Here is a 26094-nt window from a genome sequence, read left to right as displayed (position 1 = left end):
GGCGAACTCATTTCCCTGGGGCAGGCGTGGCCTTGACGCGCGTATTATCGGCAAGGCCGGTCGGGAAGGGCGAGACGACGCGCGCTCCATCCTCCAGTCCCGAGAGGATTTCGACACCGCCCGCGCCGCGTATGCCCGTTTTCAAATCGCGGATCCTGGCACGATTGCCGTCGATCACCACGGCCTTCGTCCCTTCCAGCGCGACGGTCGGGATGATCAAGGCGTCATGCGCTACCCGCACGATGATGTTGACGTCGGTTGACATGCCGATCCGAAGCGGTGTGTCCTCGGGGAGGCGGAAGCGGACGCGATAGGTCTTCGTCACCGGGTCGCCCTTGGGGGTGATGCTGTCGACGGTTGCCTCCAGCTTTCGGTCGGGGAAGGCATCCGATCGCAACAGCGCGCGCTGACCGACTTCGACGCGCGGAATGTCCTCTTCGTTGACGTCGGCCGTCACGATCAGGGGCTTCGGTTCCCCGACCCAGAAGAGCACCGTGCCGAGATCTGCGACCTCGCCGATCTCGCCGTCCTGCCGGAGCACCTGGCCAGCGCTCGGTGCTCTCAGCACATAGGTTGCGAGCCGCGCCTGACGACCAGCGACGAGGGCTTCGAGCTGGCCGAGTTCGCTGCGTGCCCGGTCGACTTCCTGTTCACTGATCGTGCTGCGCTCGGAGAGCGCCAGCTTCCGCCGATACTCTTCCTGCGCCAGCGTCAACCGCGCCTGGAGTTCGCCGAGGGCTGCCCGCGCCTCGGTGTCGTCGAGACGGGCGAGCACATCGCCCTTGGCGACGCGTTCGCCCTCGCAGTTGCATTGTTCGACGATCCGTTCGGAGACCGTTGGTGTAACCTTCGCCCAGGTGCGCGGCTCGACGACGCCATCCGCAAAGATGATCTCCGCCGCGTCGCCACGCTTCGGGACGATTGTGGAAACGGGTGTCGGACGAAACAGATACCAGGAGCCGGCCGCGCCGATGGCGACGATAACCGCCGCTCCGATTGCATAACGAGCCATCCGCACGAGACTCTCCTTGAATGCTTCCAGTCCGTTCGATATAAATAGACCGACGGTCGGTCTGTTTCAAGGATGCGTGTCCTTCTTGCTGTCGGGGCGACGTGGACCGCACAGTGAGCCCCGTGCCAAGCCGCTGTTTTGGGAGAGCTTATGGTCAGAACGAAGAAATCGCCGGAAGTCCGATCGAACGAACTGATCGATTGCGCCGAGCGGCTGTTCTTTCAGCACGGCTATGAGAACACGACGGTCAACGACGTCATCCGCGAAGCCAATGTCTCGAAGGGTGCCTTCTACCACTATTTCGCCTCCAAGGAGGCGTTGCTGGAGGCGGTCGCCACCCGGCTGGCGCAGCGGAACCTGAAGGAATTGCAGCCGCTCTTCGAAGACCCGTCGCTTGACGCGGTTGGGCAGTTGAATGCGCTTTTCGCCGGTTCGCGGCGGCTGAAGCTCGATTTGGCGCCGCAACTGAAGAACACCTTCAACGCCCTCTTCAAACCCGAGAACGTCGCTCTCTACCACCGCATCGACGAAGCGCTTCTCGCCGTCAGCCTGCCCCTGGTGGCGGAGATGCTGCGGCGCGGGCACGAGGAAGGAACCCTCGATGCGCCCGACCCGGAAGCTGCGGCCATGATGCTGCTGCAACTGCGCCTGAGCGTCGCCAAGGTGATGCACAAGGCGCTGCAGCGCTACGAGGTTGGCGATCTCGATGGTGCGGCAGCGATGCTCGACGGCTGGATGCGAACCTACGGCACCGCCATCGAGCGCTTCCTGAAGCTTCCGGACGGATCGATCGAGGTGACCGAACCGGGCTTTGCCCGCGCCTTCCTCGAGGCGTGAGCGGCTGCGGCGAGTGCGTCCTCAACCGCCCTTCTGCGCGGCACGCAGGGCCGAAGCCGGATAGCGCAGTGTCGGGTCGAAGGGGTTGAGCTTGCTGCTGATCGCCTGCGCTTCGGCTTTCAAGAGATCGGTGATGGTGCCGCTTCGCGTTTCTGTCAGGCGCGACGCCAGGGTGCCGATGCTTAAGGAGGCGACCGCGATGCCGTTGCGGTCGAGGACGGGGACGCCGAGACCTGCCATGCCCTCGATCATCTCGAAATTCATCTGCGCGGCGCCGATGCGTCGAACCTCCTCGATCTTGATCCGCAGGTCCACCTCGTCGATTGCGGCCCGGTCCATGATGCGCGGCATGTTGAATTTGATGATCGCCTCACGTTCCTCCTCCGGCAGGTGGGCCAGGATGGCGATGCTGCCCTGGCCGATGCCGAGCGGCACCTTGCCGCCGATGTCGCCGGTAAAGGAACGAATTGGGAAGGGGCCTTCGACACGGTCGAGACAGATCGCATCGAAGTTGCTGCGCACCAGCAGGAAGACGGTGTCGTTGAACGTGGCGGACAGCCTCAGTAGCGACGGCCTGGCGATGTCGAGGATGCCTTCTCTTCTGCGTGCCTGCGATGCGATCGAGAAGAACTCCAGCGACAGGCGATAGGATTTTCCTTCCGGCATCTGCTCGACGAGGCCTTCGGCAATCAGGCTCTTCAACAGTCGATGCGCCGATGGCTGGGTGAGATTCAGCCTGCGCGCGAGATCGATCACCCGCACACCTTCGCTCGCGTTCTCCGCGAGGTCTTTCAGGATGTGGATCGCCTTGGAGAGGCTGGAACTTCCGGCATTCTCTAATTCCGACATTTGCGTTCTTCTTTCGAAATTCACATGACAGGATTCCGTATATCGGATTTTTCTAACAAAAAAATCCGAAATAGAAAATTGCGTTTGTGTTTTTCGTCAATTTCCTGGAGTTAATTCACAAGCCTTATTCAGGGGTGAGCGTGCGCAACGTGGATAGCCGATCCCGGCTGTCGCGAACGCTAAGCCGCGTCTTCGCCGGATCGTGTCGCCTGAAGCGAGGTTTGATGGTTGACGACGTGTCGTCGCCGCCGGGATCGCCGACAAGAAAACGGGGCAGGCGATCCCTGGGGGCAGCGACCCACGGGAGAGTGAGCATGAGTTTCCTGAACCTCGAGAAGGTCTCCAAGTTCTATGGATCGGTTGCGGCCGTTCACGATTTCGACCTCGCAGTCGAAAAGGGCGAGTTCATCTCGCTGCTCGGCCCCTCCGGCTGCGGCAAGACGACGACCTTGCAGATGATCACCGGGCTCGTTCGTCCCTCGGCCGGCGCGATCACCATGGGCGGCCGCGACATCACTCACCTGCCGCCACCGCAACGCGAGCTCGGCGTCGTTTTCCAGAGCTACGCGCTTTTCCCGCACATGACCGTCGCCCAGAATGTTTCCTTCGGCCTGGAAATGCGCAAGGTCGCCAAGGCGGAGCGCGACAGGCGCATCAAGGAGATCCTGGCGCTCGTTCATCTCTCGGCGCTGGCGGATCGCTATCCGCGTGAGATGTCGGGCGGCCAGCGCCAGCGCGTGGCGATCGCCCGCGCCCTCGTCATCAATCCGCCGGTGCTGCTGCTCGATGAGCCGTTGTCGAACCTCGACGCGCAGCTTCGCGAGGAGATGCAGTTCGAACTGCGTCGTATCCAGCAGACCGTCGGCATCACCACGATCATGGTGACCCATGACCAGGCGGAAGCGCTGTCGATCAGTGATCGCGTCGTCGTCATGGAGAAAGGACGCATCACCCAGGTCGACACGCCCTACGAACTCTACGAACATCCACGCAACGACTTCATCTCGTCCTTCGTCGGCAAGTCGAACTTCCTGCGCGCGACGTCAGCCTTCAACGGCAAGGGTGCGTCGATCAGTATCGACAACACGCCGATCCGCTTCAACACCGATCGCCGTGAGCCGGAGGGCAAGGTCTCGGTCTTCATCCGTCCGGAAAAGCTGCGGCTGACCGTGCCCGGCGAAGGCCAGATTCAGGGCAAGGTGACGACGCGCTATTTCATGGGCAGCCAATGGCTGGTGAGCGCCGAGACCCCGGCGGGCGTTCTCGCCGTCGCGGTTCCCAATCTCGGCGCGCCGCCGCCGATGGAAGGGGAAAGCATCGGGCTCGCCTGGCAGAATGGCGATTGTCGTGTTCTGGCGGGAGCCGCCAAATGATGGGCGCTCAGACTTCCGCCATCAAGCCGCGTCTGCTGGCACCGTTTGCCCTTTCCGGACCGGCGACCCTGTTCTTCATCGGCCTCGTGCTGCTGCCGCTGCTGTTGACGATCATTCTTTCCTTCAACACATACGACTATACGGCCGGCATCCAGAGCGACTTCACCTTCGCCAACTACCTGACGGTGCTGCAGGACGAATATTATCTCTCGACCTTCTGGCGGACGCTGCGCCTGGCGCTGCTGACAACGGTCATCGCCGTGCTGATCGGCGTGCCGGAGGCCTATGTCCTCTCGAACATGCGCAAGCCGTGGCGGTCGATCTTCCTCTTGGTGATCATCGGCCCGCTGCTCGTCTCCGTCGTGGTACGCACCTTCGGCTGGAGCATGCTGCTCGGCAAGAACGGCTTCGTGAACGGCGCGCTCGCGATCGTCGGCCTCGATCCGATCCAGCTGCTCTATACCGAAACGGCGATCGTCATCGGCCTCGTGCATATCATGCTGCCATTCATGGTAATCCCCGTCTGGACGGTGCTGCAGAAGCTCGACCCGACCGTCGAGGCGGCAGCACTCACCCTCGGCGCCTCACGTTTCACGGCTCTGCGCCGCATCGTCTTCCCGCAGGCAGCACTCGGCATCCTCTCGGGCAGCCTGATCGTCTTTGCGCTATCGGCAAGCTCCTTCGCCATTCCCGGTCTGCTTGGTGGCCGGCGGCTGAAGATGGCGGCGACGCTCGTTTACGACGAATTCCTGATCGAGCTGAACTGGCCGCTCGGCGCGACCATCGCGATCATCGTGCTCGTCGCCAATCTCGTGATCATGCTTGCCTATAACCGCCTCATCGAGCGGCAGGCAAAGCGCAAGCTGGGTTGAAGCCATGCAGAGAAACGGACCCATTGCTCTCGCTTTCCATAGCCTCGTCGTCGTCTTCATGCTGGCGCCGATGGTTGTGGTCTGCCTCGTGGCCTTCACGCCGGAAAACACGCTGGCGATGCCCTGGAATGGGCTCTCGCTGCGCTGGTTCGAGGCGGTCTTCCATCACGGCGACTTCATGTCGTCCTTCGGCAACAGCGTCCGCCTCGCTCTCCTTGCGGCGACGATCTCGACGCTCTTTGCCGTGCCGGCGGCACTGGCGATCACCCGCTACGAGTTCCGCGGCCGCGAAGCGCTCAATGCCCTGTTCCTGTCGCCGCTGATCATTCCACACCTGGTTCTCGGCGTTGCCTTCCTGCGTCTCTTCTCGCTAATGGGTATGGGCGGTTCCTTCGGCTGGCTGGTCGCCACCCATGCGATCGTTGTCACGCCCTATACGCTGCGCCTGATCCTTGCGTCTCTGACCAGCATGGACCGCAACGCCGAGAATGCGGCGCGCACGCTCGGAGCTTCGGAGTGGACGGTATTTCGCCGGATCACCATGCCGTTGATGCTGCCGGGGATCAGCGGCGGCTGGCTGCTCGCCTTCATCAACAGCTTCGACGAGCTGACCATGTCGATCTTCGTCACCTCGCCGTCGACCGTCACCTTGCCGGTGCGCATGTATATGTATGCCAGCGAATCCATCGATCCGATGATGGCGGCCGTTTCGACGCTGATGATCGCGCTTGCCACCGTCACGATGATCATTCTCGATCGCCTCTTCGGTCTCGACCGGCTTCTTGTGGGCAAGGGCTGAGATCTGATGTCGATGCATCCGTTGCTCCGGCGGCGCTACCGCCAGGACGAGACACCCGTGCCCTTCATGCTCAACGGAGCGCCCGAAACCGGCCGCCGCGGCGACACGGTGCTGACCGCAATCCTTTCGGTCAGCAGCCGCCTGAGAACGAGCGAATTCAGCGGCGAGGACCGGGCGGGCTTCTGTCTGATCGGCGCCTGCCAGGATTGTTACGTCATGTTGGCGGATGGCAGCCGCGTCAGGGCCTGCAGCACGGCATTGCAGCCGGGCATGGCCTTCATCACCAATCTCAGCGCGATGGCGGAGGCGGCCCATGAGTGAGCCGCTGCAACCGGTCATCGTCGGCGCCGGACCGGCGGGTATTCGTGCCGCTGAGCGCCTCGTCCGCGCTGGCCTCAGGCCGATCGTGCTCGACGAAGGCCAGCGCGCCGGCGGCCAGATCTATCGCCGCCCGCTGATCGAGGACGGGCGTTCCTATAGCAGCCGCTATGGTTCGGAAGCCGGCAAAGCAAGAAAGCTGCACGAGAGCTTCGAGGCGCTCTTGCCCGAAATCGACTACCGGCCCGAAACGCTCGTCTGGAATGTTTCCCCGCCTGAGCGTGGCAATCAGCTCGATGTTCTCTCGTCGGGTGTGCATCGGCAGATCGGCTTTTCGCAAATGATCCTGTGTACCGGTGCGACCGACCGCGTGCTGCCCTTCCCGGGCTGGACGACACCCGGCGTCTATACGCTCGGCGCCTCGCAGACGGCATTGAAGGCGCAGGGCTGCACGATTGGCGATCGCATCGTGTTCATGGGCTCCGGGCCGCTGCTCTATCTCGTCGCCTGGCAATATATGAAGGCCGGCGCGCAGGTGGAAGCGGTCCTCGATACAGCGCCCTTCGCATCGAAGCGGCACCTGCTGTCGCTTGCCGTAAGCGCACCCCGGATCGTCGGGCTCGGCCTCTTCTACGGGTTGCAGCTCCAGCTTGCCGGTGTGAGGATCCATTACGGCGTAAGGCCCGAGGCGGTTTTCGGCAAGGGCCAAGTCGAGGGTCTGCGTTTCCGCCGGCGGACGCTCATGGGCGTGGCGAGCGAGACGATTTCCTGCGACGCGCTCGCCTATGGTTTTGCGCTCCGTCCGGAAACCCAGCTTGCCGACCTTGCCGGCTGCCGTTTCCGCTTCGACGAGCGCGACCGTACCTGGCTGCCGGAACGCGACTCTCTGGGCCGCACGAGCCGGCCGGATGTCTATGTTGCCGGTGACGGCAGCGGCATTGCCGGCGCCGATGCGGCAGAGGTTTCGGGCGAACTCGCGGCGATGGCCCTTCTTGAGGATAGGGGGCAAGCATCGGCGGCGGATGCGGCGCGCCTGGTAGCGGCGCGAGACGCGATCCTGCGTCAGCGCGATATCCTCGAACGCGCCTTTCCCTTCCCGCACAATTGGTTCGAGAGCGTGCCGGACGAAACGACGCTCTGCCGTTGCGAGGAGATCACCATTGCCGAAGGACGCCGAGCCATTGCGAGCGGGTCCCTCACCGAGATCAACCGGCTGAAGGCGCTGAGCCGTGTCGGCATGGGCCGCTGCCAGGGGCGGATGTGCTCCGCTGCCGCGGCCGAACTCTTGAGCGGCACCTGCGGTACCTCCGCAGGTAAGGTCGGCCGTCTGCGTGCACAGGCGCCGGTCAAGCCGATCCCGCTCGGCTTCGGCGATGGCCTTGAAACGGAGGGGCGTTCATGAGCCGGCGTATCTCCGTCGACGTCGCGATCATCGGCGGCGGGCTGGTCGGCAGCTCCGCAGCGCTCGCGATGCGCCAGGCCGGGCTTTCCGTCGCGCTCGTCGACAAGGGCTATTGCGGTGCCCAGGCCAGCGGCGTGAACTATGGTGGCGTACGCCGGCAGGGTCGCCTTCCCGAGCAACTGCCCCTTTCGCAGCGGGCGCACCGCATCTGGCCGCAACTGAAGGCGATGATCGGCATCGATGCCGAATATATGCGCTCCGGCCATCTGAAGCTTGCCCGCACCGAGAAGGATTTCGCCAAGCTCGAAGCCTATGCCGAGACGGTCAGGGACTATGGCCTTGGCCTCGAACTCATCGCTGGTTCGGCGTTGGAGCTTCGATTTCCCTGGCTTTCGGCGAAGGCGGTCGGCGCGTCGCTCTGCCCCGAGGACGGCCATGCCAATCCGCGTCTCGTTGCGCCCGCCTTCGCCCGAGCCGCTGAGCGCGCCGGCGTGGCAGTGCTGGAATTGACGCCGGTGCGCGACGTCGTAGCGACCGGCAACGGCTTCGAGATCCTTGCCGGCGACGGCATCGAGATCCGCTGCCGGCAACTGGTCAACAGCGCTGGCGCCTGGTCCGATCGTTTCGCGGCCCAGTTCGGCGAAGCGGTGCCGCTCACCCGGATCTATCCGTCGATGGTGGTGACCGAACCACTGCCGCTACGCCTGCCTGTCAGCATGGGCGAGCAAGGCGGCAGCTTCTATGGCCGGCAGGTGGCACGCGGCAATTATGTCATGGGCGGCGGCCGCGGCCTGCCGCTGGCCGACCCCGATTATTCGCGCCCGTCGGTGACCGCGGCCTCCTCGGTCATGCAGCGCGCCATCGCGCTCTTTCCGCACCTCGCCCATGCCCAAGTCATCCGCTTCTGGTCCGGCACCGAGGCCGAGATGCCCGACGGCAACCCGGTGATCGGCCCGAGCGAAACGACATCAGGCCTCTTCCACGCCTTCGGCTTCTGCGGCGCCGGGTTCCAGACCGCGCCCGCCGTCGGCGCGGTGCTTTCGGAACTCGTCACAAAGGGGCGGAGTACCACGCCCATTGAAGCCTTTTCCATTGGCCGCTTCCGCAAGGTGACGGCCGAGACTGCAGCCTCGTTGTAAACAGAAAGGGGAATACCATGTTCGACCAACGGCTTACCAAAACCACCGCACTCGCGGCCCTGGCCTTCGTCCTGCAGCACAACGCTGCGTCCGCAGAAACCAAGACGCTCTATATCGGCATGAACGGCGGCAACTTCGAGCGCGCCTATACCGAACACGTGCTGCCGCCCTTCGAGAAGGCGAACGACGTCAAGGTCGTCGTCGTGCCCGGCACCTCGGCCGACATTCTCGCCAAGGCAACCGCCGCCAAGGACAATCCGCAAATGCATGTCATGCTGCTCGACGATGGCGTGATGGTACGCGCGATCGGCGGAGGCCTCTGCCAGAAGATCGCCGCCGATCCGGTGCTCGACCAGATTCAGCCGGCCGCTCGCCTGAAGGACGACATGGCCGTGGGCGTCGATATGGGCATGACCGGACTCGCCTATAACAAGAAGCTTTTCGACGAGAAGGGTTGGCCGGCGCCGACCTCGTGGATGGACATGGCCGATCCGAAGTTCGAAAACGCCGTCGTCTTCCAGTCGGCTTCCGCATCGAGCTTCGGCCTGCACGCCTTCCTGATGTTCAACCGCATCCAGGGCGGCGACGAGACCAATGTCGAACCCGGCTTCGAAAAGTTCTCCGACACGATCGGCAAGAACGTCATCGAGTTCATCCCGAGCTCGGCCAAGATCTCGGAGATGGTGCAAACCGGCGAGGCCGCGATCTTCCCGTTGACCCCGACGGCCGTCAACAACCTGAAGGACAAGGGCATCCCGGTCGAATACGCGCAGCCCAAGGAAGGCTCCGTGGTGCTCGCCGTCACCGAATGCGTGATCGCCAACAACAGCGAACCGGAACTCAGCCAGAAGCTCGCTCACTACCTGCTTTCGGCCGAGGCGCAGAGCCTGGCGCTCGACCATGGCAACATCATCCCGTCGAACATCAATGCCAAGGCCGGCACGGATGCGGCGAACGAGAAGCTTGCAACCTTCAAGGCCAACATGCAGACCGCCAAGGTTCTCGATTGGGACGCGATCAACCAGAACCGGCAGGAATGGAATAAGCGCTGGAATCGCATGATCGAAAGGTAAGCATCGTCTAACCTTTGTTTGCCTTTGCGCTCGCCCTCGCGGAAAACGCGGGGGCGTTGCCGCATTCCGGGATGGCGCATCAAAGCGCGCCGTCGATCGGAGAACTGTCGCGCTCGCCCGCGCCAGCCGATGACGGAAAGAGCTGGGAACCGAAGACCCCCTGGCTGCTGATCTCGGGAAAGCCGACATCGGCGATCTCGAAATCGGGCATCAGCGCAAGCATCGGGAGGATACGCTCGAAGACGGCGCCGCCAAGCGGTACCGCGTTCCAGCCCGACGTGCGGAAACCGTAGGTCTCCGGTAGGCCCTTGGGTTCATCCAGCAGGGTCAGAAGCAGATAGCGCGGCTTGTCCACTGGAACGATGCCCATGAAGGATGTGACGTTGAGCTCCTTTGAGTAGCGGCCGCCGATCACCTTCTCCGCCGTGCCGGTCTTGCCGCCGATGAAATAGCCTTTGATCTCCGCCTTTTTCGCCGAGCCGATCTTGGCATTGAGCCGCAGCAGATAGCGCAGCGCCTCGCCGGTCTCCGGCTTGATCAGGTCGTGGGCCAGCAGGCGATCTTCGAGCGGCGCACCCTTGATCAGCGTCGGCCTTATGAGACGACCGCCATTGACGAGCGCCGCAACCGCGACGCTCGCCTGCAGCGGCGTGACGGCGATGCCGTGGCCGTAGGAGGCGGTCGCCGTGTCGATCTCTCCCCAGCGCCGCGGCAGTTGCGGATGGGCGCTTTCCGGCAGTTCCGTCGTCAGCCGCGACATCTGGCCGAAGCGCGTCAGGAACGTACGCAGGTTTTCGGGACCGATCGCGATCGCCATCTTCGCCATCGAGATGTTTGACGAGTAGATAAAAGCTTCCGGCAGCGTCAGCGGCCGATACTGGCCGCGGTAGTCGTTGATGCGGAAGCGGCCGAAGGCGAGCGGCTTGCTGGCGTCGACGACGGAGCGAAGGGTGAACCTGCCGGAATCGAGCGCCATTGCCGTCGTCAGTGCCTTGAAGGTCGAGCCCATCTCGAACGTAGCGGCGGCGATGCGGTTGATGCGGTCGGGTTTCAGCGCGTCGACCGGTAGGTTCGGGTCGAAGTCCGGGTAGGAAGCGAGCGCCAGGATCTCGCCATTGCTGACATCGAGCACCAGCCCGGCTCCCGCCTTGGCGCTGAACTTGACGATCGCCTTGCGAAGCTCGGTCTCGAGCGCATGCTGGATGCGGATGTCGAGTGTGAGGCTCACCGGCTCGAGGTTGCGGTGGGAGAGATCCATGCCGCTCTGGCGCAAGACCTCCAGCCCCTGTGCCTCGATCCAGCGCTCGATGCCGGCGATGCCGATATTGTCGATGTCGACGGTGCCGAGCACGTGCGCGGCAAGCGAGCCGTTGGGATAGAAGCGCTGCTTCTCGCGCTGGAAGCCGATGGCCGGAATGCCGGCGTTCCAGGCCGCCTGTTCCTCCGCCGGCGTTACCTGACGCTTGATCCAGGCGAAGGCCGCGCCGCTCTTCAGCCGTCGATAGAGGTCACGCCGGTCGATGTCGGGGAAGATCGCGGTCAGCTTCTCGACGGCCTCGTCGACATCGACGATCAGCCGGGGTTCGGCATAGAGCCCGGAACTCGGCACGTCGATCGCCAGGAGATCGCCGTTTCGGTCGAGGATCGATGGACGGCCGAGGCTGGGTGGGGGCGGAATGTAGCCGGTTCGCTCGTAGTCTGCGACGCCAAGCTGGACAAGGCGCGCGAGCATGAGCCCGAAGACGAGCGCGAAAGCGCCGATGACGAAGAGCAACCTGCCGCGACGATCCGGGCGGAGCTGAACCCGGCGTGTCATGTCAGTAGAGCCCGTTGCCGTTGGTAAGAAGCTTTTCACGCAGTTCGGGCGAGAGGTCGGCGTCGGCGGTTGCCGACGTGCTCGCCGTCTCGAAACCGTCGATGACGGGGCAACCGCCGGCGCAGGGCGCAGTTCCCGGCTTGAAGGCCTCGAGAATGGCCCCGGGCGTGTCCCCAGGCACCGGTTGGCCGCTCTTCCTGTCGATTGCCTCGACCGTCATGCCTGCCGGCGCCTGGAAATCTGCCGCCGGACGTCCCTGCAGCGCCACTTTCATGAAATCGATGAAGATGGGTGCGGCGAGGCCACCGCCGGTTTCGCCGTAGCCCATCGGCTTCGGCGTGTCGTAGCCGAGGAACACACCAGTCACGATGTTCGGGGTGAAACCGACGAACCAGACATCCTTTTCGTCATTGGTGGTGCCGGTCTTGCCGGCAATCGGTACGCCGAGGGTGCCGACATTCCTGGCCGTCCCCCGCTCGACGACGCCGCGCAGCATCGAGGTCACCTGATAGGCCGTCATTGGATCGAGCACGTAGTCGCGATCGTCGACCGGGACGGGCTCTTCCTGGCTGGTCCAGTCGGAGGCGTTGCAGTCGTCGCAGCGGCGCTGGTCGTGGCGAAAGATCGTGCGGCCATAGCGATCCTGGACACGATCGACCATCGAGGGCGCAACTGCCTTACCGCCATTGGCGATGACGGCATAGGCGGAGACCAGCCGCAAGAGCGTCGTTTCGCCGGCGCCGAGTGACATCGGCAGGTATGGTTTCAGGTCGTCATAGATGCCGAAGCGCTTGCCATAGTCTGCCACGAGATCCATGCCGAGATGGCGGGCGAGGCGCACCGTCATCAGGTTGCGGCTATTTTCCAGCCCCACGCGCAAGGTCGAAGGACCGCTGAAGCGCCCGTCATAGTTCTTCGGCTTCCATGTCCTGCCGGCGCCGTCGGCAAGCGCGATCGGCGCGTCCATCACGAGCGTCGTCGGCGAATAGCCGTTGTCCAGCGCCGCGGCATAGACGAAGGGCTTGAACGACGATCCCGGCTGGCGATAGGCCTGGGTCGCGCGGTTGAATTCCGACTGGGCGTAGGAGAAGCCTCCGGCGACCGCGAGCACGCGGCCGGTGTTCGGATCCATGGACACGAGTGCACCCTGAACCAGCGGCGGCTGCCGCAGGACATAGCCGTTCCCCTTTTTCTCGACATAGACGACGTCGCCGGGCGACAGGACGCTGTCGATCCCTGTGGCACAGTTCCGTTTTGCCTTGATCGAGCGGCAGAGCGCCCAGGCGAAACCCTGTTGGTCGAGACGGATCGTTTCTGCCGCAGTGGTCCCGTTTGACGGTGCGGCCTCGGGACGGAGCCCGATTTCCGCGTCCGCGTTCCCTGCGGCAAAGACCACGCCCAGCCGCCATTCCGGTACGTCGGAAAGCGGCCGGAGCTTGATGAGCGCGGAAGCCCAGTCCTCGGTTGCGGGGAGCCTGGCGACCGGGCCGCGGTAGCCTTTCGCCTGGTCATAGGCGATGAGCCCCCTGCGCAGTGCCTTCATCGCAGCCTCCTGCAATCGCGGGTCGAGCGTCGTGCGTATCGAAAAGCCGGCGGTGTAAAGGGCGGTCTCGCCATATTGGCCATTGAGCTGGCGGCGGACCTCTTCAGTGAAATAGTCGGAACTCGAGATCGCGGACGAAGGCTGGCGTTGCTGGACGCCGAGCGGGGCGGCGGATGCCCTGGCGGCAGTCATGGCATCGATGACTCCATTCTGACGCATCTGGTCGATGACCCAGTTGCGGCGGCCCATTGCGCGTTCCGCCTGGCGATCGGGATCGTAGTTGTTGGGTGCCTTCGGCAGGGCTGCGAGGAAGGCTGCCTCCGAAACCGAGAGCTCGCTTACCGGCTTGTCGAAATAGGTGAGTGCGGCCTGTGCCACGCCGTAGGCGCCGCGCCCAAGATAGATGTCATTGAGATAGAGCTCGAGAATGCGGTCCTTGGAATAGGTCTGGTCGATCCGCAGCGAGAGGATCGCTTCGCGCAGCTTGCGTTCAACCGTGCGGTCGGAAGACAAGAGGAAATTCTTGGCGATCTGCTGCGTGATCGTTGAGCCGCCGATCATGCGCCGGCCGGAACCGTAATTGGCGAGATTGGACAGAAGAGCCGTGCCGATGCTCGCAACGTCGATACCGGGATGGAGGTAGAAATTCTTATCCTCGGCCGAAAGGAATGCCTGGCGGATACGCGCGGGGATCGCGCCAATCGGCAGGAAAAGCCGGCGTTCGCGCGCGAGTTCTGCGACCATCGTACCGTCGCCGGCATAGAGGCGAGTGGTGACCGCGGGTTCCCAATCGGCAAGCGTGCGGTGATCGGGCAGATGTCGCGTCAGTGCCGCGACGATGGCGGCCGCTGCGAGCGCAACGACGGTCGCGAGATTGAGGGATGTGCCAAGCAGACTTGCGATGAACTTCATAACGGCGAAATGGACCTTTGCGGCAAAAGCAAAGCCCGGCCGGCACGGATGCCCGTGCGGCGCGCGGCCAATCTGGAACGGCATTTGGATTCGCCGGCATCCGAGATGCCGGCTGTGGCGACGATGCGAGCGGGCGCTATGGCCAGGCAAGACGACACATGGGACCGATCCCCATAAGCGGCGCGATCAGCAGCATCTTCCCGAGCTGCCGAGCGACAGCGGCGTCAGTCGATGAAGTTCACCGTAAAGGGATTGTGCTGGAGCAACAAACCACGTTTATTTGCGAGACCCATTAGATGATTTAGGGCATTCATGGTCAGGCCATATCTTCCGCTCAATGCGTTGCGCGCCTTTGAGGCATCGGCGCGCCATCTAAGCTTCACCCGCGCGGCGATCGAACTCTGCGTGACGCAAGCCGCGGTGAGCCATCAGGTCAAGCTGCTCGAAAGCCGACTGAACGTCACCTTGTTCAAGCGTTTGCCGCGCGGACTAATGATCACGGCAGAGGGCGAGGCATTGCTGCCGGTGCTGCGCGATTCTTTCGACCGGATGGCGGATATGCTCGAGCGCTTCGAAGCTGGACATATTCGCGAGGTGCTGATGATCGGCGCGGTCGGCACTTTTGCCGTCGGCTGGCTGTTGCCGCGGCTTGCCGACTTCCAGGCCACGTATCCGTTCATCGATGTTCGGCTTTCGACCAATAACAATCGGGTCGACATGGCAGCGGAAGGCCTGGATTTCGCCATCCGCTTCGGCGGCGGCTCCTGGCACAATATCGAGGCGACCCGGCTGTTCGAGGCACCGCTTTCCGTCCTCTGCATTCCTGAGATCGGCGATCGGCTGAAGACACCCGCCGATCTCCTGAACGAAACGCTGCTCAGGTCCTATCGGGCCGATGAATGGGTGAACTGGTTCGACGCGGCTGGCATTGCCTATCCGGCGCCGCTGCTGAAAGGCATCGTCTTCGACAGTTCGCTGGCGATGATGGAGGCGGCGGCCCAGGGGATCGGCGTCGCGCTCGCGCCGCCGCTGATGTTCTCGCGGCTGTTGTCGAACGGCACGATCCGACAGCCGTTCGACGTTCACACCTCTATGGGAAGCTACTGGCTGACACGGTTGAAATCACGGCCCATCACTCCGGCGATGAAGGCGTTTGGCGAGTGGCTCTCCGCCGCGGCGGCGCAGGAGGCAGCGACCTTGCCATCGCCTCCGGCACAAGAGGTGCTCGCAGGCTGAAGCCGAAGATCTGTTCCTTCTGCAGCGCCGCGCATCTTATCAGACGCGCGGCGCTGCAGGACTTTGATTTACTGCATGTCTTTTGTCCTTAAATCGAAGTCGATTTAAAGAGATATGCAGTAGGCGTAGGCCGGATTCCGCTCTGCGTAGCGGTTTCACCGCGCTGGGGAGCCTCGCAAGCCATCGAGGCCGTCACAAGACCAAATAATTCTAATGCCTGCCCTGAGTTCTTGTGATGCCCGTTTTGATGGCCCTCCCGGGCGCGTTGGCCGGCACCAGCGGCGAAAAGCCAGTTCACGTCTTGCTCAGGCGTTTTTTGCCGTCGAACATTCATACACTGTGCGCCCCGTTTGCGGGTCGACGCCGGCGAGGCTGACTTCGTAGCCCCACAGGTGGCGTACATGGCGCAGCGTCGCGTCGCGGCTGCCTTCCTCGAGCAGGATTCCGCTCTTCACATTGTGTTGTAATCGAAGATGCCGGTCGCCGAGGAGATCGACGTCCATCACCTGGATGTCGGGCTGGTTGGCGCCGAGGTCGTAACTGTTGGCGAGGGCAGAGCGAACGGCCGAATAGCCGCGCTCGTTGTGGATCGAAGCGACCTCGACAAAACGCTCGGACGCACGGTCTGCGAGGTGGAACAGCCGGAATTTGCGTATCACCGCAGGGCTCAAGTATTGCAAGATGAAGGATTCGTCGCGGTGGTTGGCCCAGGCGTCGCGCAGCGTTTCCATCCAGTCGCCGTTGCCGGCAAGGGAAGGGAACCAGTCGCGATCCTCGTCCGTCGGCTCGGTGGCGATCCGCTGGATGTCCTGCATCATTGCGAAGCCGAGCGCATAGGGGTTGATGCCTGGATAGCGCCGGTCGTCGAAATCCGGCTGGAAGACGACGTTGGAGTGGCTCTGCAGGAGTTCCAGCATGTGGCCCTCGCCAATCCGGCCCTGGTCGTAGAGCCGATTGATGATGGTGTAGTGCACGAAGGTGGCGCAGCCTTCGTTCATGACCTTCGTCTGGCGCTGCGGATAGAAATATTGTGCGATGACCCGAACGATCCGCAGTAGCTCCCGCTGCCACGGTTCCAGGATCAGGCTATGCTTCTCGAGAAAATAAAGCAGGTTCTCTTCCGGCAGGTTCAGCACTTTCTTGCGCTCGGAAGCGTCCCGCTCGGCGTCGGCCGGGTCATGGCTCTCGGCCGTCTGCGGCAGCGTCCTCCAGAGATCGCTATAGGTCTGTTCCTCATATTCCAGCCGTTCCCGTGCCCGTTCCCGAACCTTTTCGGAGGAGAGCCGCGGCGGCCGGCGATAGCGGAAGACGCCCTGGTCCATCAGCGCGTGGGCGGAATCGAGGATCGCCTCGACCGCGGCGGTTCCGTGCCGTTCCTCGCATTTGGCCACGTATTTCTTGGCGAAATCCATGTAGCTCAGAATGGCTCCGGCATCGGTCCACTGGCGGAAGAGGTAGTTGTTCTTGAAGAAATGATTGTGGCCGAAGGCTGCGTGTGCCGTGACCAGCGCCTGCATCGCCATCGTGTTTTCTTCCATGAGATAGGTGATGCAGGGATTGGAATTGATCACCAGCTCATAGGCAAGGCCGCGATGGCCCTTGCGGTAGTGGTGTTCCTCAAAGGCGAAGCGCTTGCCGAAAGACCAGTGCTGGTACATGAGCGGCATGCCGACCGAGGAATAGGCGTCGAGCATCTGCTCCGAGGTGATGATCTCCAGTTGGTTCGGGTAGACGTTAAGGCCCATTTCCTCGAGCGCGACTTGCTCGATCGCGTCATAGGCACGGGAAAGCGTCACGAAATTCCAGTCCGAGCCCTGGAACAGGAGACCTGAAGTCGCACGTCGAGCCATCCGGTCGTCCCTCATTTCCGGGTGCGTGTGGCCGGCTGCCGGGCAAAGAGCCTGCGGAAGACCGGGTAGATGTCCGCGGGCTTGGCGATCCGGGTCATCTGGAAATTCGCCTTCTCGCCATCCACCGTGCGATAGGCGCGCCAGAGCGCGGTGCCATTGTCCGTCGATCCGAAGATTTCCGTCTCGCGCTCGTCGATGATCTCGACATAGGCGTAATACTGGCAGAGCTTCGTCAGCTTCTCCCGGAGCAGCGCGGCGCAGTGCTCGCTGTCGCCGATGATGTTGTCGCCGTCCGAGGCCTGCGCCGCATAGATGTTCCAGATCTGCGAGGGGTAGCGCTCCTCGATGACCCTGATCATCTCCTCGAGCGCGGTCGAGACGACCGTGCCGCCGCTCTGGGTGCTGTAGAAGAACGTCTCCTCGTCAACCTCGCGGGCTTCGTCCGTGTGGCGGATGAAGACGATGTCGATGCGTTCGTAACGCCGCTTCAGGAACAGATGCAGAAGCACGAAGAAGCGCTTGGCGAGGTCCTTCTCGCGTTCGCCCATCGAGGCCGAGACGTCCATCAGGCAGAACATGACCGCGTTGGCGTTCGGCAGCGGTTGCGCTTCGAAGCGGTTGAAGCGGATATCGACGGGGTCGACATAGGGAATGCGACGTCGCTTGCGCTCGATCCTCTCCAGTTCGCTGCGAAGCTCGCTGAGCCTTTGGCGGTCTTTCGGTGAAAGCTCCGGCGTCGCCTCCAGTCGCGCGATCTCCTCGGCGATGGCGGTCAGCTCCTTTTCCTTCGGTCGATGCAGCGCCAGGCGTCGGCCGAAGCTGTTGCGCATGGTCCGCCCGACATTGATGTTGGTCGGCGTGCCGGCAGTAGCGAAGCCTGCGCGACGCGGTTTGAACAACACCGTTTCCTTGAGGCTGAGCTTGACCATGTCGGGCAGTTCCAGATCCTCGAAGAAAAGATCGAGCACCTCTTCGCGTGAAAGGACGAACTGGAAGTCGTCTTCGCTTTCTCCGGTCCCGGGACGTCCCCGGCCGCCTCCGCCCCCACCTGCTTCCGGCTTCGGCAGGCGGTCGCCTGCCGAAAACTCCTTGTTGCCTGGAAGCACATAATTGCGTTCGCCGCTGCCACGGGCCGGCTGGAACGTCGGCTCAGTGGCGCCATCCGTCGGCATCGGCACGCCATGGGCGGCATCGACGTCGATGATCCTGTCGGTTTTGACCTGTTCCTTGATGACCCGCTTGAGTTCTTCGCGGGCCCGTTTCAGAAATCGCTGTCGGTTGCCGAGGCTCTTGTCCTTCGGATTGAGCCGCCGGTCGATGAAATTCGGCATATACCAATCCCCTGCTTCGGCATCGTCAGCCCGCCTTGTTGACCCGCATGTACCAATCGACCAGCCGCCGGACCTGACGCTCGGTGTAGCCGCGCTCGGTCATGCGCTGGACGAATTCGGCATGCTGCTTCTCGGTGGCGCTGTCCTTCTTCGAGCCGAAGCTGATGACCGGCAGCAGGTCTTCGACCTGGCCGAACATGCGCTTCTCGATCACGTCGCGAAGTTTCTCGTAGCTCGTCCAGGAGGGGTTGCGCCCATGATTCTTGGCGCGGGCGCGCAGGGTGAACTTCACGACCTCGTTGCGGAAATCCTTGGGATTGGCGATGCCGGCCGGTTTTTCGATCTGCGACAATTCGCTGTCGAGGATCTCGCGATTGAGGATCTGCCCGGTGTCGGGATCCTTGAAATCCTGGTCTTCGAGCCATGCGTCGGCATAGGCGATATAGCGGTCGAACAGGTTCTGGCCGTATTCGCTGTAGGATTCGAGATAGGCCTTCTGGATCTCGTGACCGATGAATTCGGCGTAACGGGTGGCAAGCTCGGATTTGATGAAGTCGAGATAGCTCGCTTCGGTCTCCTTCGGGAACTGTTCACGGCGGATCGCCTGTTCCAGGATATACATGAGGTGCACGGGATCGGCCGCAACCTCTTTGGTGTCGTAGTTGAAGGTCTCGGATAGCACCTTGAAAGCAAAGCGGGTGCTGATGCCGGTCATGCCCTCGTCGACGCCGGCGGCGTCGCGATATTCCTGAACGGACTTCGCCTTGGGATCGGTGTCCTTCAGGTTCTCGCCGTCGTAGACGCGCATCTTGGTGTAGAGCGGCGAGTTCTCGTGGCGGGCAAGGCGTGTCGATACGGTGAAGCGGCTAAGGCATTCGAGAACTTCCGGTGCGCAGGGGCTCTTGGTGAGCTCGCTTTCGCGCAGCAGCTTCTCATAGATCTGCCGTTCCTCGGTGACGCGCAGGCAGTAGGGAACCTTGACCACCAGGATGCGGTCGAGGAAAGCCTCGTTGTTCTTGTTGTTCTTGAACTGCAGCCATTCGGATTCGTTGGAGTGCGCAACGACGATGCCCTGATAGGGAAACGCGCCGAAGTTTTCCGTGCCGTTGTAATTGCCTTCCTGTGTCGCCGTCAGCAGCGGATGCAGGACCTTGATCGGCGCCTTGAACATTTCGACGAATTCGAGCAGGCCTTGCGTCGTGCGGTTGAGGCCGCCGCTGTAGGAATAGGCATCCGGATCGGCCTGGCTGTAGTGTTCGAGCTGGCGGATATCCACCTTGCCGACCAGCGAGGAAACGTCCTGGTTGTTTTCATCACCTGGTTCGGTCTTGGCGATCGCGACCTGGCGCAGGCGCGAAGGCGTCAGCTTGACGACGCTGAACTTGGAGATGTCGCCGTCGACCTCGTCGAGCCGTTTCGTTGCCCAGGGAGAAATCAGGCCAGTGAGACGCCGCCGTGCGATGCCGTATTTGTCTTCGAGCAGATCGGCCATGCGGTCGGGATGGAAGAGACCGAGCGGCGATTCGAAGATCGGGCTGATCTTGCCGCCGACTGCGAGCGTGTAGATCGGCTGCAGTTCCATCAGTTTCTTGAGACGTTCGGCGAGTGATGACTTGCCGCCGCCGACCGGCCCGAGCAGGTAGAGGATCTGCTTGCGCTCCTCAAGCCCCTGGGCGGCGTAGCGGAAGTAACCGACGATCCGTTCGATCGTATCCTCCATGCCGTAGAAGTCGGCAAAGGATGGATAGATCTTGACGGTACGGTTTGAAAAGATGCGGCCGAGACGTTCGTCCGCGCTGGTGTCGATCAGGGTCGGATTGCCGATGGCAGTGACCATCCGCTCCTGCGCGGTGGCGTACATGCTTTTGTCGTCGCGACATGCGAGAAGGTATTCTTGAAGGCTGATTTCTTCCTGCGCTGCACTCGTGTAGATCTCCGAGAAGAGATCAAAGACATCGCATTCACTCTTTTGCATCATGCTCTCCCGCGGCCGCTGGCTGAGACGGGGATCGCTGCTTATCGGCTCGCTCATTCGAATAAACGGCGTCCCATGCGCAATGTTCCCTCAGATTACTCGCTTTCTTCTGATTCTCGAAGGGGTTGCTTTCAATGATTGAAAGATCGTGACCACAGGCTCACGAAATCCTGATCCGGATGGTCGTGCTGGCGCGCTGGCGGAACGTTTTTCTTCTTTTTCTTCGGACAGTAGCCGCGACGGGGTGGTGGTCCCGCAACGTGCGTCGGGGCACTGTCCATGGGGCTCGATGCGACAGCCTCCGGCGTCGAGCATAGCAGCAGCACGGAGCGTGGGCGGCGCTGTAGCATTTTGATTTTCTGCATGTTTTTGTCCTTTAATCGGCACGATCAAAGGAGACATGCAGTAGACCCGCGGCAAAGTCGTCAGGACAGCCAGGCCGGCAATCGCGCCGGCACGCGACCCGTCAGCGCCGCCTCGACGCAATCGGCAAGGCTGCCGAAGCGAACGGTACGGCCGGAGAGGCCGGGTCCGTAATGGGCATATTTGCCGGAATTGGTCATCAGCGCCCGGGTCTTCGTCGGGAAGACCGGCTCCGAGATCGAGCACCAGCAGAGATCGGGCAGCACCTGAATGCCGCTTGCTTCAAGGCGCGAGAGCAACCCTTCTTCCGTCGCCTCGGCGATCGCGTCACGTCCGGCCGTCACGATGACGGCGACATCGCCGTGCCGCTTCCGACCGTCGAAGGCTTCGGCCAGCGCGCGGCATTCCTCAAGCGAAGCGTGCGGGCTGCCGATGGCGACGAGCTCGACTTCCGCAGGGCCTTGGTTCAGGAGAGACCAAGCTTCGGCCATGTCGGCGCGCGTGATCTTCGTGCGGTCAGCGTCCTTCGCTGCAGTACCTTCTGCTTCCGGGGTCACGCCCAATACATGCAGCATGGGAGATGCTGAGGTCGTGCCGAAGGCGGCGCAGAGCGCCTTGAGGTCGTCGCGCGAAGGTTTTGCCGATGCAAGACCACGCAACAGCGGGATGCGGTCGGGAGCGGCCTTGCCGGCGAGGTAGCCGATCAGCGGCCAGAAGGCATCGTCGACGTTCTCAGGCAGTTCCACGTCGATGATGCGCTTCGCCTTGCGATGTTCGTCGAGATAGACGCCGGACAGCGGCGCGCGTCCCGTGAGCGCAATGCACAGATCGAGGAAGTCAGGATGCTTTGCCGTGCGTGCGCCAAGCACCGTGTTGGCGAAGATGACGGCGTTGGACTCGGCCCAGGCAATGGATTCGCCCGCCTTCGGCGCGCTGTCGAGCAGATAGGGCGAGCAGGTGAAGGTCGGGCGGCAGCCCATGCGCACATAGGCGTCGGCAAGCCTTGCAGCCGGATCGCCGAAGCTCTGCGGTACGCCCTGTGCCTGCCAGTTGGCACGGTCGACCGAAATCGCGTTCATCGTCGTCGGCACACGGACCTTGGCGCCCATGTCTGCCATCTTCTCGGCGAAGGTGAGGTTCGCCGGGCTTGCATAGATGCAGCCGTCGATGTGGCCTTGCACCACGTCCACGAGCTTTTCCGCACCCTGCTGCGCCGCCATCGCCGCGATGATGCGCATCGCCTGTTGCACGGCGATGCCGTCACGACCGTCGAGCATAGCGCGATCGTCGTCGGTGAGGTCGAGCGCCGTCGTTGCCGGCGGAGCGACCGGAATTGTCATGCCATCGGCTTCGATTGCCGTATCGCTGATGCGCGCGGTCTTTGCCTGCGAGAGCGCCTTGAAGGCTTCGCGCGAAACCCTGAGCACCGGCAAGGATTTGCCGAACATCTCAGCCGCAATCAGCGCGCCGAGTGTCAGCACGTCCTCGGCTTCGGAAAAGACCAGCGCGGCGGGTGCACGGCCGGTCAGCGCCATGTCGAGCAGAACGCCCGAACCTGTGCAGGAGCCGCGGCTCGACGGCATCATCAGGATGCCGCCGGTGAGACAGAGGCCATGCAGTGGATGGTGCACATCGATCACCCGGCCCGTAGCAGGGTCGACCCCACCCCAGAAGCTCAGCGCCTCCTCGGTGGCGATGACAGGGCCGTCGGCGGAGCCGGTAAGAATGCTGCGGGCGGCGATCGATTGGGTCATTTTACGACAAATCCGTGGGCGAAGGGGTCGCGGTCATCGATGAAGATCGTATTGATGCCGGTCATGCGGGCCCAGCCGGCGATCGAAGGAATGATGGCATCGCGCTCGGCGACCTTGGTCGCTGCCTCGACGCGGCCCTTGAACAGCGAGCCGATGATCGATTCATGCACGAACTCGTCACCGACCTTGAGCCTGCCCTTGGCGGCAAGCTGGGCCATGCGCGCCGAGGTGCCGGTGCCGCAGGGCGAACGGTCGATCGCCTTTTCGCCGTAGAAAACGGCGTTGCGCGCGTGCGCCTCGGCCTGCGTCGGCTTGCCGGTCCACTGGATGTGGCTGAGGCCCTGGATCTCCGGGTGCTCCGGATGGACGAACTCGTATTTGGCGTTCAACGCGGCGCGCAGCTTTGGGCTCCAGCCGATGAGTTCGCCGGCCGTATGGTCGGCCATGTCGCGGAAATTCTTCTGCGGCTCGACGATGGCGTAGAAATTGCCGCCATAGGCGACGTCGACGATGATCTCGCCGAGGCCCTCGACCTCCGCCGTCAGCCCTTCGGCATAGAGGAAGCCGGGCACGTTTGTGAGGCGCACTTCCTCGACGAAGCGGCCCTCCTGGCGATAGGTGATGTCGACCTTACCGGCCGGTGCGTCGATCGAGAGCTTGCCGGGCTCGCGCGGGGTGATGAGGCCATTCTCGATCGCCATGGTAATGGTGCCGATCGTGCCGTGGCCGCACATCGGCAGGCAGCCGGAGGTTTCGATGAAGAGCACTGCCACATCGCAATCGGCGCGCGTCGGCGGATAGAGGATCGAGCCGGACATCATGTCGTGGCCGCGCGGCTCGAACATCAGGCCGGTGCGGATCCAGTCGAACTCACGCAGGAAATGGGCCCGCTTCTCCAGCATGTTGGCCCCTTCGAGCCGCGGTCCGCCGCCGGAAACGAGGCGGACTGGATTGCCGCAGGTGTGGCCGTCGATGCAGGAGAAGGTATAGGTGGCCATGGTCGATGCTCTGTCAGAACCTTTGAGGTGAGAAGGATTGGATATCGATCGCCGGACGCTGGCCGGTCAGCAGATCGGCAACGAGCCGCGCAGTGCCTGCCGATTGGGTCAGCCCGAGATGGCCGTGGCCGAAGGCGTAGACGACGCGGCCGGTGGCGCGGGCCCGGCCTATCGCCGGCAAGCTATCGGGCAGCGACGGACGGAAGCCCATCCATTGTACGCCACCTTCGCTCTTGAACCCGGGCAGGAAGGTCTGCGCCTTCTTCAGCATCGCTTCCGAACGGCGGTAGTTCGGCGGCAGCTTCAAGCCGCCGAGTTCGACCGCGCCGCCGACGCGGATGCCGGTTGAAAGCCGCGTGACGACGAAGCCGTGGCCGCCGAAAGTGACCTGCGTGCGCAGGTCAAAGGCATCCTGTGGAAGCGTGGTGTTGTAGCCACGTTCCGTTTCCAGCGGGATGCGTTCGCCGAGCGTGCGGGCGATCTGGTGCGAGAAGGCGCCAGCCGAGAGCACGACTTGGTCAGCACGCCGCGTCTTGCCGTCCGCCGTCAGCTCCACGCCGCCCTCGACCGGCTTCAAAGCCGTAACGTCGGCACGCTCGATCTTGCCGCCCTTGGCGCGGAAGTGGTCGGCAAGTGCCAGCGTATAGAGCTTCGGATCGGCGATCGAGTACCAGCCGGGGGTGAATGTGCCATGAGTGAAGCGCGGCGCCAGACCGGGCTGGATGTCGGCCATTTCGGCCGCACCCATATGACGGAATTCGATGCCGTGCTCGGCCCGGGCCTTCCAACCGGGAAGCGAGGCCTTCAGTTCGGCCTCGCTTTCATAGACCTGGAGATTGCCTTCCTTGCGCAGCATCGGCAGCGTGCCCGTCGCAGCGAGGAAAGGTTCGAGCTCCGTTTTGGAGAGGTCCATCATCGCCGTCTGCGCGGTCGTCGAATGGGCGACACGGCCTGGCGAGCAGGCGCGCCAGAAGCGGAACATCCACGGGGCGATCTGCGCCGCATAGGCCGGGGGGACGCTCAAGGGCCCAAGCGGGTCGAGCAGCCACTTCGGCGCCTTCTTGAGGATGCCGGGCGAAGCGAGCGGCAGGATGTCGGTGAAGGCGAAGGCCCCGGCATTGCCGGCGGAGGCTCCGGCTGCCGGACCTTCCCGGTCGAGAACGGTGACGGAAAGTCCCCGTGCCTGGGCGGCGATCGCCGCAGAAAGGCCGACAACGCCGGCGCCGATGACGATGACGTCAGGCTGAACTGCATCCTTCATGATCGGCTCAGTGCGTTGCTGCCAGGAACTTCTTGAGTTCCGGATCCTTCGGCGCGCCGAAGAGTGCCTCGGGTGCTGCGATTTCCGCCATCACGCCTTTGTGGAAGAAGGCGACGCGATCGGAAACTTCGCGAGCGAACTTCATTTCATGGGTGACGCAGATCATCGTCATGCCCTCGGAGGCAAGCATGCGCAGCGTGTCGAGCACTTCGCCGACGAGCTGCGGATCGAGTGCCGAGGTCACTTCGTCGAACAGCATGTATTCCGGCGACATGGCGAGTGCGCGGGCAATTGCCATGCGCTGCTGCTGGCCGCCCGACATGCGGGTCGGGTAGACCGAGAGCTTTTCGCCGAGGCCGACATGGGTGAGCTGCTTGACGGCGATCTCCTCGGCTTTCTCCTTGGAGAGTCCGAGCACCTTGCGCGGCGCCAGCATGACGTTTTCGAGCACGGTCAGGTGCGGGAAGGCGTTCCATTGCTGGAAGACGATGCCGACTTTGGCCCTGAGCTTGTTGAGGTCGGTCGACTTGGCGTGGACCTCGGTGCCATCAACCAGAATGCGGCCGGCATCGATCGGCTCGAGGCCGTTGATGCAGGTGAGTAGCGTCGACTTGCCGGAGCCGGAGCCGCCGATGACAGTGACGACTTCACCCTTGTTGACGGTGAGGTCGATACCTTTGAGAACCTCCAGCGAACCGAAGGACTTGCGGACGTTTTGGATCTCAATCATTGGACCACCGTTTTTCAAGGTAACCGCCGAGCCGGGCGATTGGGAAGCTGATGAGGAAGTAGATGGCGCCGCAGATCATCAGGATCAGCAGCGGTTCCTGCAGGCGTGTGACGAGCACCTGCGAGGCGCGCAGCAACTCGATCAGGCCGAGCCAGAGGACGAGGGCCGAGTCCTTCATGACGCCGAGCGTCAGGCCGATCCAGGACGGCAGCGAAACGCGGGTGGCAAGCGGTGCCACGATGTAGCGCATGTCCTGCCACCAGGTCATGCCGAGCGAACGGGCCGCGCGGCGCGTCGTCGGCGGTACTGAGGAGATGCCGCCGCGTACGATCTCGGTGCAATAGGCGGCCGTATAGAGCGACAGCACCACGCAGGAGGTCGTGAACGGAGCCCAACCAAGCTTGGCAATCGCCTGGAAGGCGTTGGCAAGGACGAGCTGGATCAACAGCGGCACCGAGCGGAAGACGTCCAGCACGAAGGTCAGTGGTGCGCCCCAATAGGGGCCGACCTGGTTGCGCACGACGCCGAAGACGATGCCGAGCACCGTGCCGGCGGCGACCGAGACGGCGGTGACCGCAAGCGTCATCAAGGCGCCTTGGAGCAGGAAGCCGAGATCTGCGAGGGTGAGGGCGGTATTGAACATCTCTCACC

22 protein-coding genes are annotated in these 26094 nt (G+C 63.0%); 9 read left to right on the top strand and 13 right to left on the bottom strand.

The annotated features are described in order from the left end of the window. Positions 1-7: 7 nt before the first annotated feature. Positions 8-1012, bottom strand: a complete 1005-nt coding sequence (locus ACQ5BM_RS18835) for an efflux RND transporter periplasmic adaptor subunit (RefSeq protein ID WP_429814327.1) — start codon at positions 1010-1012, stop codon at positions 8-10. 150 nt (positions 1013-1162) lie between these two features. Between ACQ5BM_RS18835 and ACQ5BM_RS18830 the strand changes: the two genes are divergently transcribed. Beyond that, positions 1163-1849: a TetR/AcrR family transcriptional regulator gene (locus ACQ5BM_RS18830; protein WP_429814324.1), complete on the top strand. Its 687-nt coding sequence runs from the start codon at positions 1163-1165 to the stop codon at positions 1847-1849. A 21-nt stretch (positions 1850-1870) separates the two neighbouring features. Here ACQ5BM_RS18830 and ACQ5BM_RS18825 read toward each other — a convergent pair whose 3' ends face one another. Then, positions 1871-2698 carry an IclR family transcriptional regulator gene (locus ACQ5BM_RS18825; RefSeq protein WP_429814321.1) on the bottom strand — a complete coding sequence of 276 codons (828 nt, stop codon included), beginning with the start codon at positions 2696-2698 and terminating at the stop codon, positions 1871-1873. A 314-nt stretch (positions 2699-3012) separates the two neighbouring features. Between ACQ5BM_RS18825 and ACQ5BM_RS18820 the strand changes: the two genes are divergently transcribed. The 7 genes from ACQ5BM_RS18820 to ACQ5BM_RS18790 are packed head-to-tail and all read left to right on the top strand — an operon-like array spanning position 3013 to position 9674. Beyond that, positions 3013-4071, top strand: coding sequence for an ABC transporter ATP-binding protein (locus ACQ5BM_RS18820; protein ID WP_429814318.1), 1059 nt, complete (start codon positions 3013-3015; stop codon positions 4069-4071). Continuing rightward, positions 4068-4943, top strand: a complete 876-nt coding sequence (locus ACQ5BM_RS18815) for an ABC transporter permease (protein WP_429814316.1) — start codon at positions 4068-4070, stop codon at positions 4941-4943. Before ACQ5BM_RS18820 ends, ACQ5BM_RS18815 begins: the two co-directional genes overlap by 4 nt. A 4-nt stretch (positions 4944-4947) precedes the next feature. Beyond that, positions 4948-5742, top strand: coding sequence for an ABC transporter permease (locus tag ACQ5BM_RS18810; protein WP_429814314.1), 795 nt, complete (start codon positions 4948-4950; stop codon positions 5740-5742). A 6-nt stretch (positions 5743-5748) separates the two neighbouring features. After that, entirely contained in the window at positions 5749-6063 is a 315-nt protein-coding gene (locus ACQ5BM_RS18805) for a (2Fe-2S)-binding protein (protein ID WP_429814311.1), read from the top strand. Then, on the top strand, positions 6056-7462 hold the full coding sequence (locus ACQ5BM_RS18800) for an FAD-dependent oxidoreductase (RefSeq protein ID WP_429814309.1): 1407 nt from the start codon (positions 6056-6058) through the stop codon (positions 7460-7462). Before ACQ5BM_RS18805 ends, ACQ5BM_RS18800 begins: the two co-directional genes overlap by 8 nt. Then, positions 7459-8601: an NAD(P)/FAD-dependent oxidoreductase gene (locus ACQ5BM_RS18795; protein ID WP_429814306.1), complete on the top strand. Its 1143-nt coding sequence runs from the start codon at positions 7459-7461 to the stop codon at positions 8599-8601. The genes ACQ5BM_RS18800 and ACQ5BM_RS18795 overlap by 4 nt, the downstream gene beginning before the upstream one ends. Positions 8602-8618: 17 nt before the next feature. Continuing rightward, complete coding sequence (locus ACQ5BM_RS18790; RefSeq protein WP_429814303.1) at positions 8619-9674, top strand: ABC transporter substrate-binding protein; 1056 nt, start codon at positions 8619-8621, stop codon at positions 9672-9674. Positions 9675-9753: 79 nt separating this feature from the next. Here ACQ5BM_RS18790 and ACQ5BM_RS18785 read toward each other — a convergent pair whose 3' ends face one another. Together ACQ5BM_RS18785 and ACQ5BM_RS18780 are read right to left on the bottom strand one after the other, a co-directional pair. Then, the gene (locus tag ACQ5BM_RS18785; RefSeq protein ID WP_429814300.1) at positions 9754-11490 is read right to left on the bottom strand and encodes a peptidoglycan D,D-transpeptidase FtsI family protein; all 1737 of its coding nucleotides are present in this window, start codon (positions 11488-11490) and stop codon (positions 9754-9756) included. Between the two features lies 1 nt (position 11491). Further along, positions 11492-13945: a penicillin-binding protein 1A gene (locus ACQ5BM_RS18780; protein ID WP_429814467.1), complete on the bottom strand. Its 2454-nt coding sequence runs from the start codon at positions 13943-13945 to the stop codon at positions 11492-11494. Between the two features lie 312 nt (positions 13946-14257). Here ACQ5BM_RS18780 and ACQ5BM_RS18775 point away from each other — a divergent pair, with 312 nt between their 5' ends. Further along, positions 14258-15181, top strand: coding sequence for a LysR substrate-binding domain-containing protein (locus tag ACQ5BM_RS18775; RefSeq protein WP_429814297.1), 924 nt, complete (start codon positions 14258-14260; stop codon positions 15179-15181). A 305-nt stretch (positions 15182-15486) separates the two neighbouring features. Here ACQ5BM_RS18775 and ACQ5BM_RS18770 read toward each other — a convergent pair whose 3' ends face one another. The 9 genes from ACQ5BM_RS18770 to ACQ5BM_RS18730 form a co-directional block, all read right to left on the bottom strand. After that, positions 15487-17031, bottom strand: a complete 1545-nt coding sequence (locus ACQ5BM_RS18770; protein WP_429814295.1) for a SpoVR family protein — start codon at positions 17029-17031, stop codon at positions 15487-15489. A gap of 11 nt (positions 17032-17042) precedes the next feature. Beyond that, positions 17043-18362 carry a YeaH/YhbH family protein gene (locus tag ACQ5BM_RS18765; RefSeq protein ID WP_429814292.1) on the bottom strand — a complete coding sequence of 440 codons (1320 nt, stop codon included), beginning with the start codon at positions 18360-18362 and terminating at the stop codon, positions 17043-17045. Between the two features lie 25 nt (positions 18363-18387). Next, positions 18388-20337 (bottom strand): PrkA family serine protein kinase, encoded by a 1950-nt coding sequence (locus ACQ5BM_RS18760; protein WP_429814290.1) that lies wholly within the window; start codon positions 20335-20337, stop codon positions 18388-18390. Between the two features lie 131 nt (positions 20338-20468). Then, complete coding sequence (locus ACQ5BM_RS18755; RefSeq protein WP_429814287.1) at positions 20469-20702, bottom strand: hypothetical protein; 234 nt, start codon at positions 20700-20702, stop codon at positions 20469-20471. A 60-nt stretch (positions 20703-20762) separates the two neighbouring features. After that, positions 20763-22454, bottom strand: a complete 1692-nt coding sequence (locus ACQ5BM_RS18750) for an aconitase X (RefSeq protein ID WP_429814284.1) — start codon at positions 22452-22454, stop codon at positions 20763-20765. Further along, on the bottom strand, positions 22451-23452 hold the full coding sequence (locus ACQ5BM_RS18745) for a 4-hydroxyproline epimerase (protein WP_429814281.1): 1002 nt from the start codon (positions 23450-23452) through the stop codon (positions 22451-22453). The genes ACQ5BM_RS18750 and ACQ5BM_RS18745 overlap by 4 nt, the downstream gene beginning before the upstream one ends. Positions 23453-23465: 13 nt before the next feature. Then, positions 23466-24713 carry an NAD(P)/FAD-dependent oxidoreductase gene (locus tag ACQ5BM_RS18740; RefSeq protein ID WP_429814278.1) on the bottom strand — a complete coding sequence of 416 codons (1248 nt, stop codon included), beginning with the start codon at positions 24711-24713 and terminating at the stop codon, positions 23466-23468. A 7-nt stretch (positions 24714-24720) separates the two neighbouring features. After that, positions 24721-25443, bottom strand: coding sequence for an amino acid ABC transporter ATP-binding protein (locus ACQ5BM_RS18735; RefSeq protein WP_173519532.1), 723 nt, complete (start codon positions 25441-25443; stop codon positions 24721-24723). Continuing rightward, positions 25436-26086: an amino acid ABC transporter permease gene (locus ACQ5BM_RS18730; protein ID WP_429814275.1), complete on the bottom strand. Its 651-nt coding sequence runs from the start codon at positions 26084-26086 to the stop codon at positions 25436-25438. Before ACQ5BM_RS18730 ends, ACQ5BM_RS18735 begins: the two co-directional genes overlap by 8 nt. Positions 26087-26094 lie beyond the last annotated feature (8 nt).

Source organism: Ensifer sp. B1-9, assembly GCF_050474445.1.
In the GTDB taxonomy this organism is placed as follows: domain Bacteria; phylum Pseudomonadota; class Alphaproteobacteria; order Rhizobiales; family Rhizobiaceae; genus Ensifer.
This window is presented reverse-complemented; position numbering and strand designations above follow the sequence as displayed.

Excerpts from the sequence above, each read along its gene's own strand:
- ACQ5BM_RS18815 (WP_429814316.1), top strand. The coding sequence starts at position 4,068 with ATGATGGGCGCTCAGACTTCCGCCATCAAGCCGCGTCTGCTGGCACCG.
- ACQ5BM_RS18750 (WP_429814284.1), bottom strand. The coding sequence starts at position 22,454 with ATGACCCAATCGATCGCCGCCCGCAGCATTCTTACCGGCTCCGCCGAC.
- ACQ5BM_RS18825 (WP_429814321.1), bottom strand. The coding sequence starts at position 2,698 with ATGTCGGAATTAGAGAATGCCGGAAGTTCCAGCCTCTCCAAGGCGATC.
- ACQ5BM_RS18760 (WP_429814290.1), bottom strand. The coding sequence starts at position 20,337 with ATGCAAAAGAGTGAATGCGATGTCTTTGATCTCTTCTCGGAGATCTAC.
- ACQ5BM_RS18820 (WP_429814318.1), top strand. The coding sequence starts at position 3,013 with ATGAGTTTCCTGAACCTCGAGAAGGTCTCCAAGTTCTATGGATCGGTT.
- ACQ5BM_RS18775 (WP_429814297.1), top strand. The coding sequence starts at position 14,258 with ATGGTCAGGCCATATCTTCCGCTCAATGCGTTGCGCGCCTTTGAGGCA.
- ACQ5BM_RS18730 (WP_429814275.1), bottom strand. The coding sequence starts at position 26,086 with ATGTTCAATACCGCCCTCACCCTCGCAGATCTCGGCTTCCTGCTCCAA.
- ACQ5BM_RS18780 (WP_429814467.1), bottom strand. The coding sequence starts at position 13,945 with ATGAAGTTCATCGCAAGTCTGCTTGGCACATCCCTCAATCTCGCGACC.
- ACQ5BM_RS18785 (WP_429814300.1), bottom strand. The coding sequence starts at position 11,490 with ATGACACGCCGGGTTCAGCTCCGCCCGGATCGTCGCGGCAGGTTGCTC.
- ACQ5BM_RS18790 (WP_429814303.1), top strand. The coding sequence starts at position 8,619 with ATGTTCGACCAACGGCTTACCAAAACCACCGCACTCGCGGCCCTGGCC.
- ACQ5BM_RS18805 (WP_429814311.1), top strand. The coding sequence starts at position 5,749 with ATGTCGATGCATCCGTTGCTCCGGCGGCGCTACCGCCAGGACGAGACA.
- ACQ5BM_RS18740 (WP_429814278.1), bottom strand. The coding sequence starts at position 24,713 with ATGAAGGATGCAGTTCAGCCTGACGTCATCGTCATCGGCGCCGGCGTT.
- ACQ5BM_RS18830 (WP_429814324.1), top strand. The coding sequence starts at position 1,163 with ATGGTCAGAACGAAGAAATCGCCGGAAGTCCGATCGAACGAACTGATC.
- ACQ5BM_RS18835 (WP_429814327.1), bottom strand. The coding sequence starts at position 1,012 with ATGGCTCGTTATGCAATCGGAGCGGCGGTTATCGTCGCCATCGGCGCG.
- ACQ5BM_RS18800 (WP_429814309.1), top strand. The coding sequence starts at position 6,056 with ATGAGTGAGCCGCTGCAACCGGTCATCGTCGGCGCCGGACCGGCGGGT.
- ACQ5BM_RS18770 (WP_429814295.1), bottom strand. The coding sequence starts at position 17,031 with ATGGCTCGACGTGCGACTTCAGGTCTCCTGTTCCAGGGCTCGGACTGG.
- ACQ5BM_RS18810 (WP_429814314.1), top strand. The coding sequence starts at position 4,948 with ATGCAGAGAAACGGACCCATTGCTCTCGCTTTCCATAGCCTCGTCGTC.
- ACQ5BM_RS18755 (WP_429814287.1), bottom strand. The coding sequence starts at position 20,702 with ATGCAGAAAATCAAAATGCTACAGCGCCGCCCACGCTCCGTGCTGCTG.
- ACQ5BM_RS18795 (WP_429814306.1), top strand. The coding sequence starts at position 7,459 with ATGAGCCGGCGTATCTCCGTCGACGTCGCGATCATCGGCGGCGGGCTG.
- ACQ5BM_RS18745 (WP_429814281.1), bottom strand. The coding sequence starts at position 23,452 with ATGGCCACCTATACCTTCTCCTGCATCGACGGCCACACCTGCGGCAAT.
- ACQ5BM_RS18735 (WP_173519532.1), bottom strand. The coding sequence starts at position 25,443 with ATGATTGAGATCCAAAACGTCCGCAAGTCCTTCGGTTCGCTGGAGGTT.
- ACQ5BM_RS18765 (WP_429814292.1), bottom strand. The coding sequence starts at position 18,362 with ATGCCGAATTTCATCGACCGGCGGCTCAATCCGAAGGACAAGAGCCTC.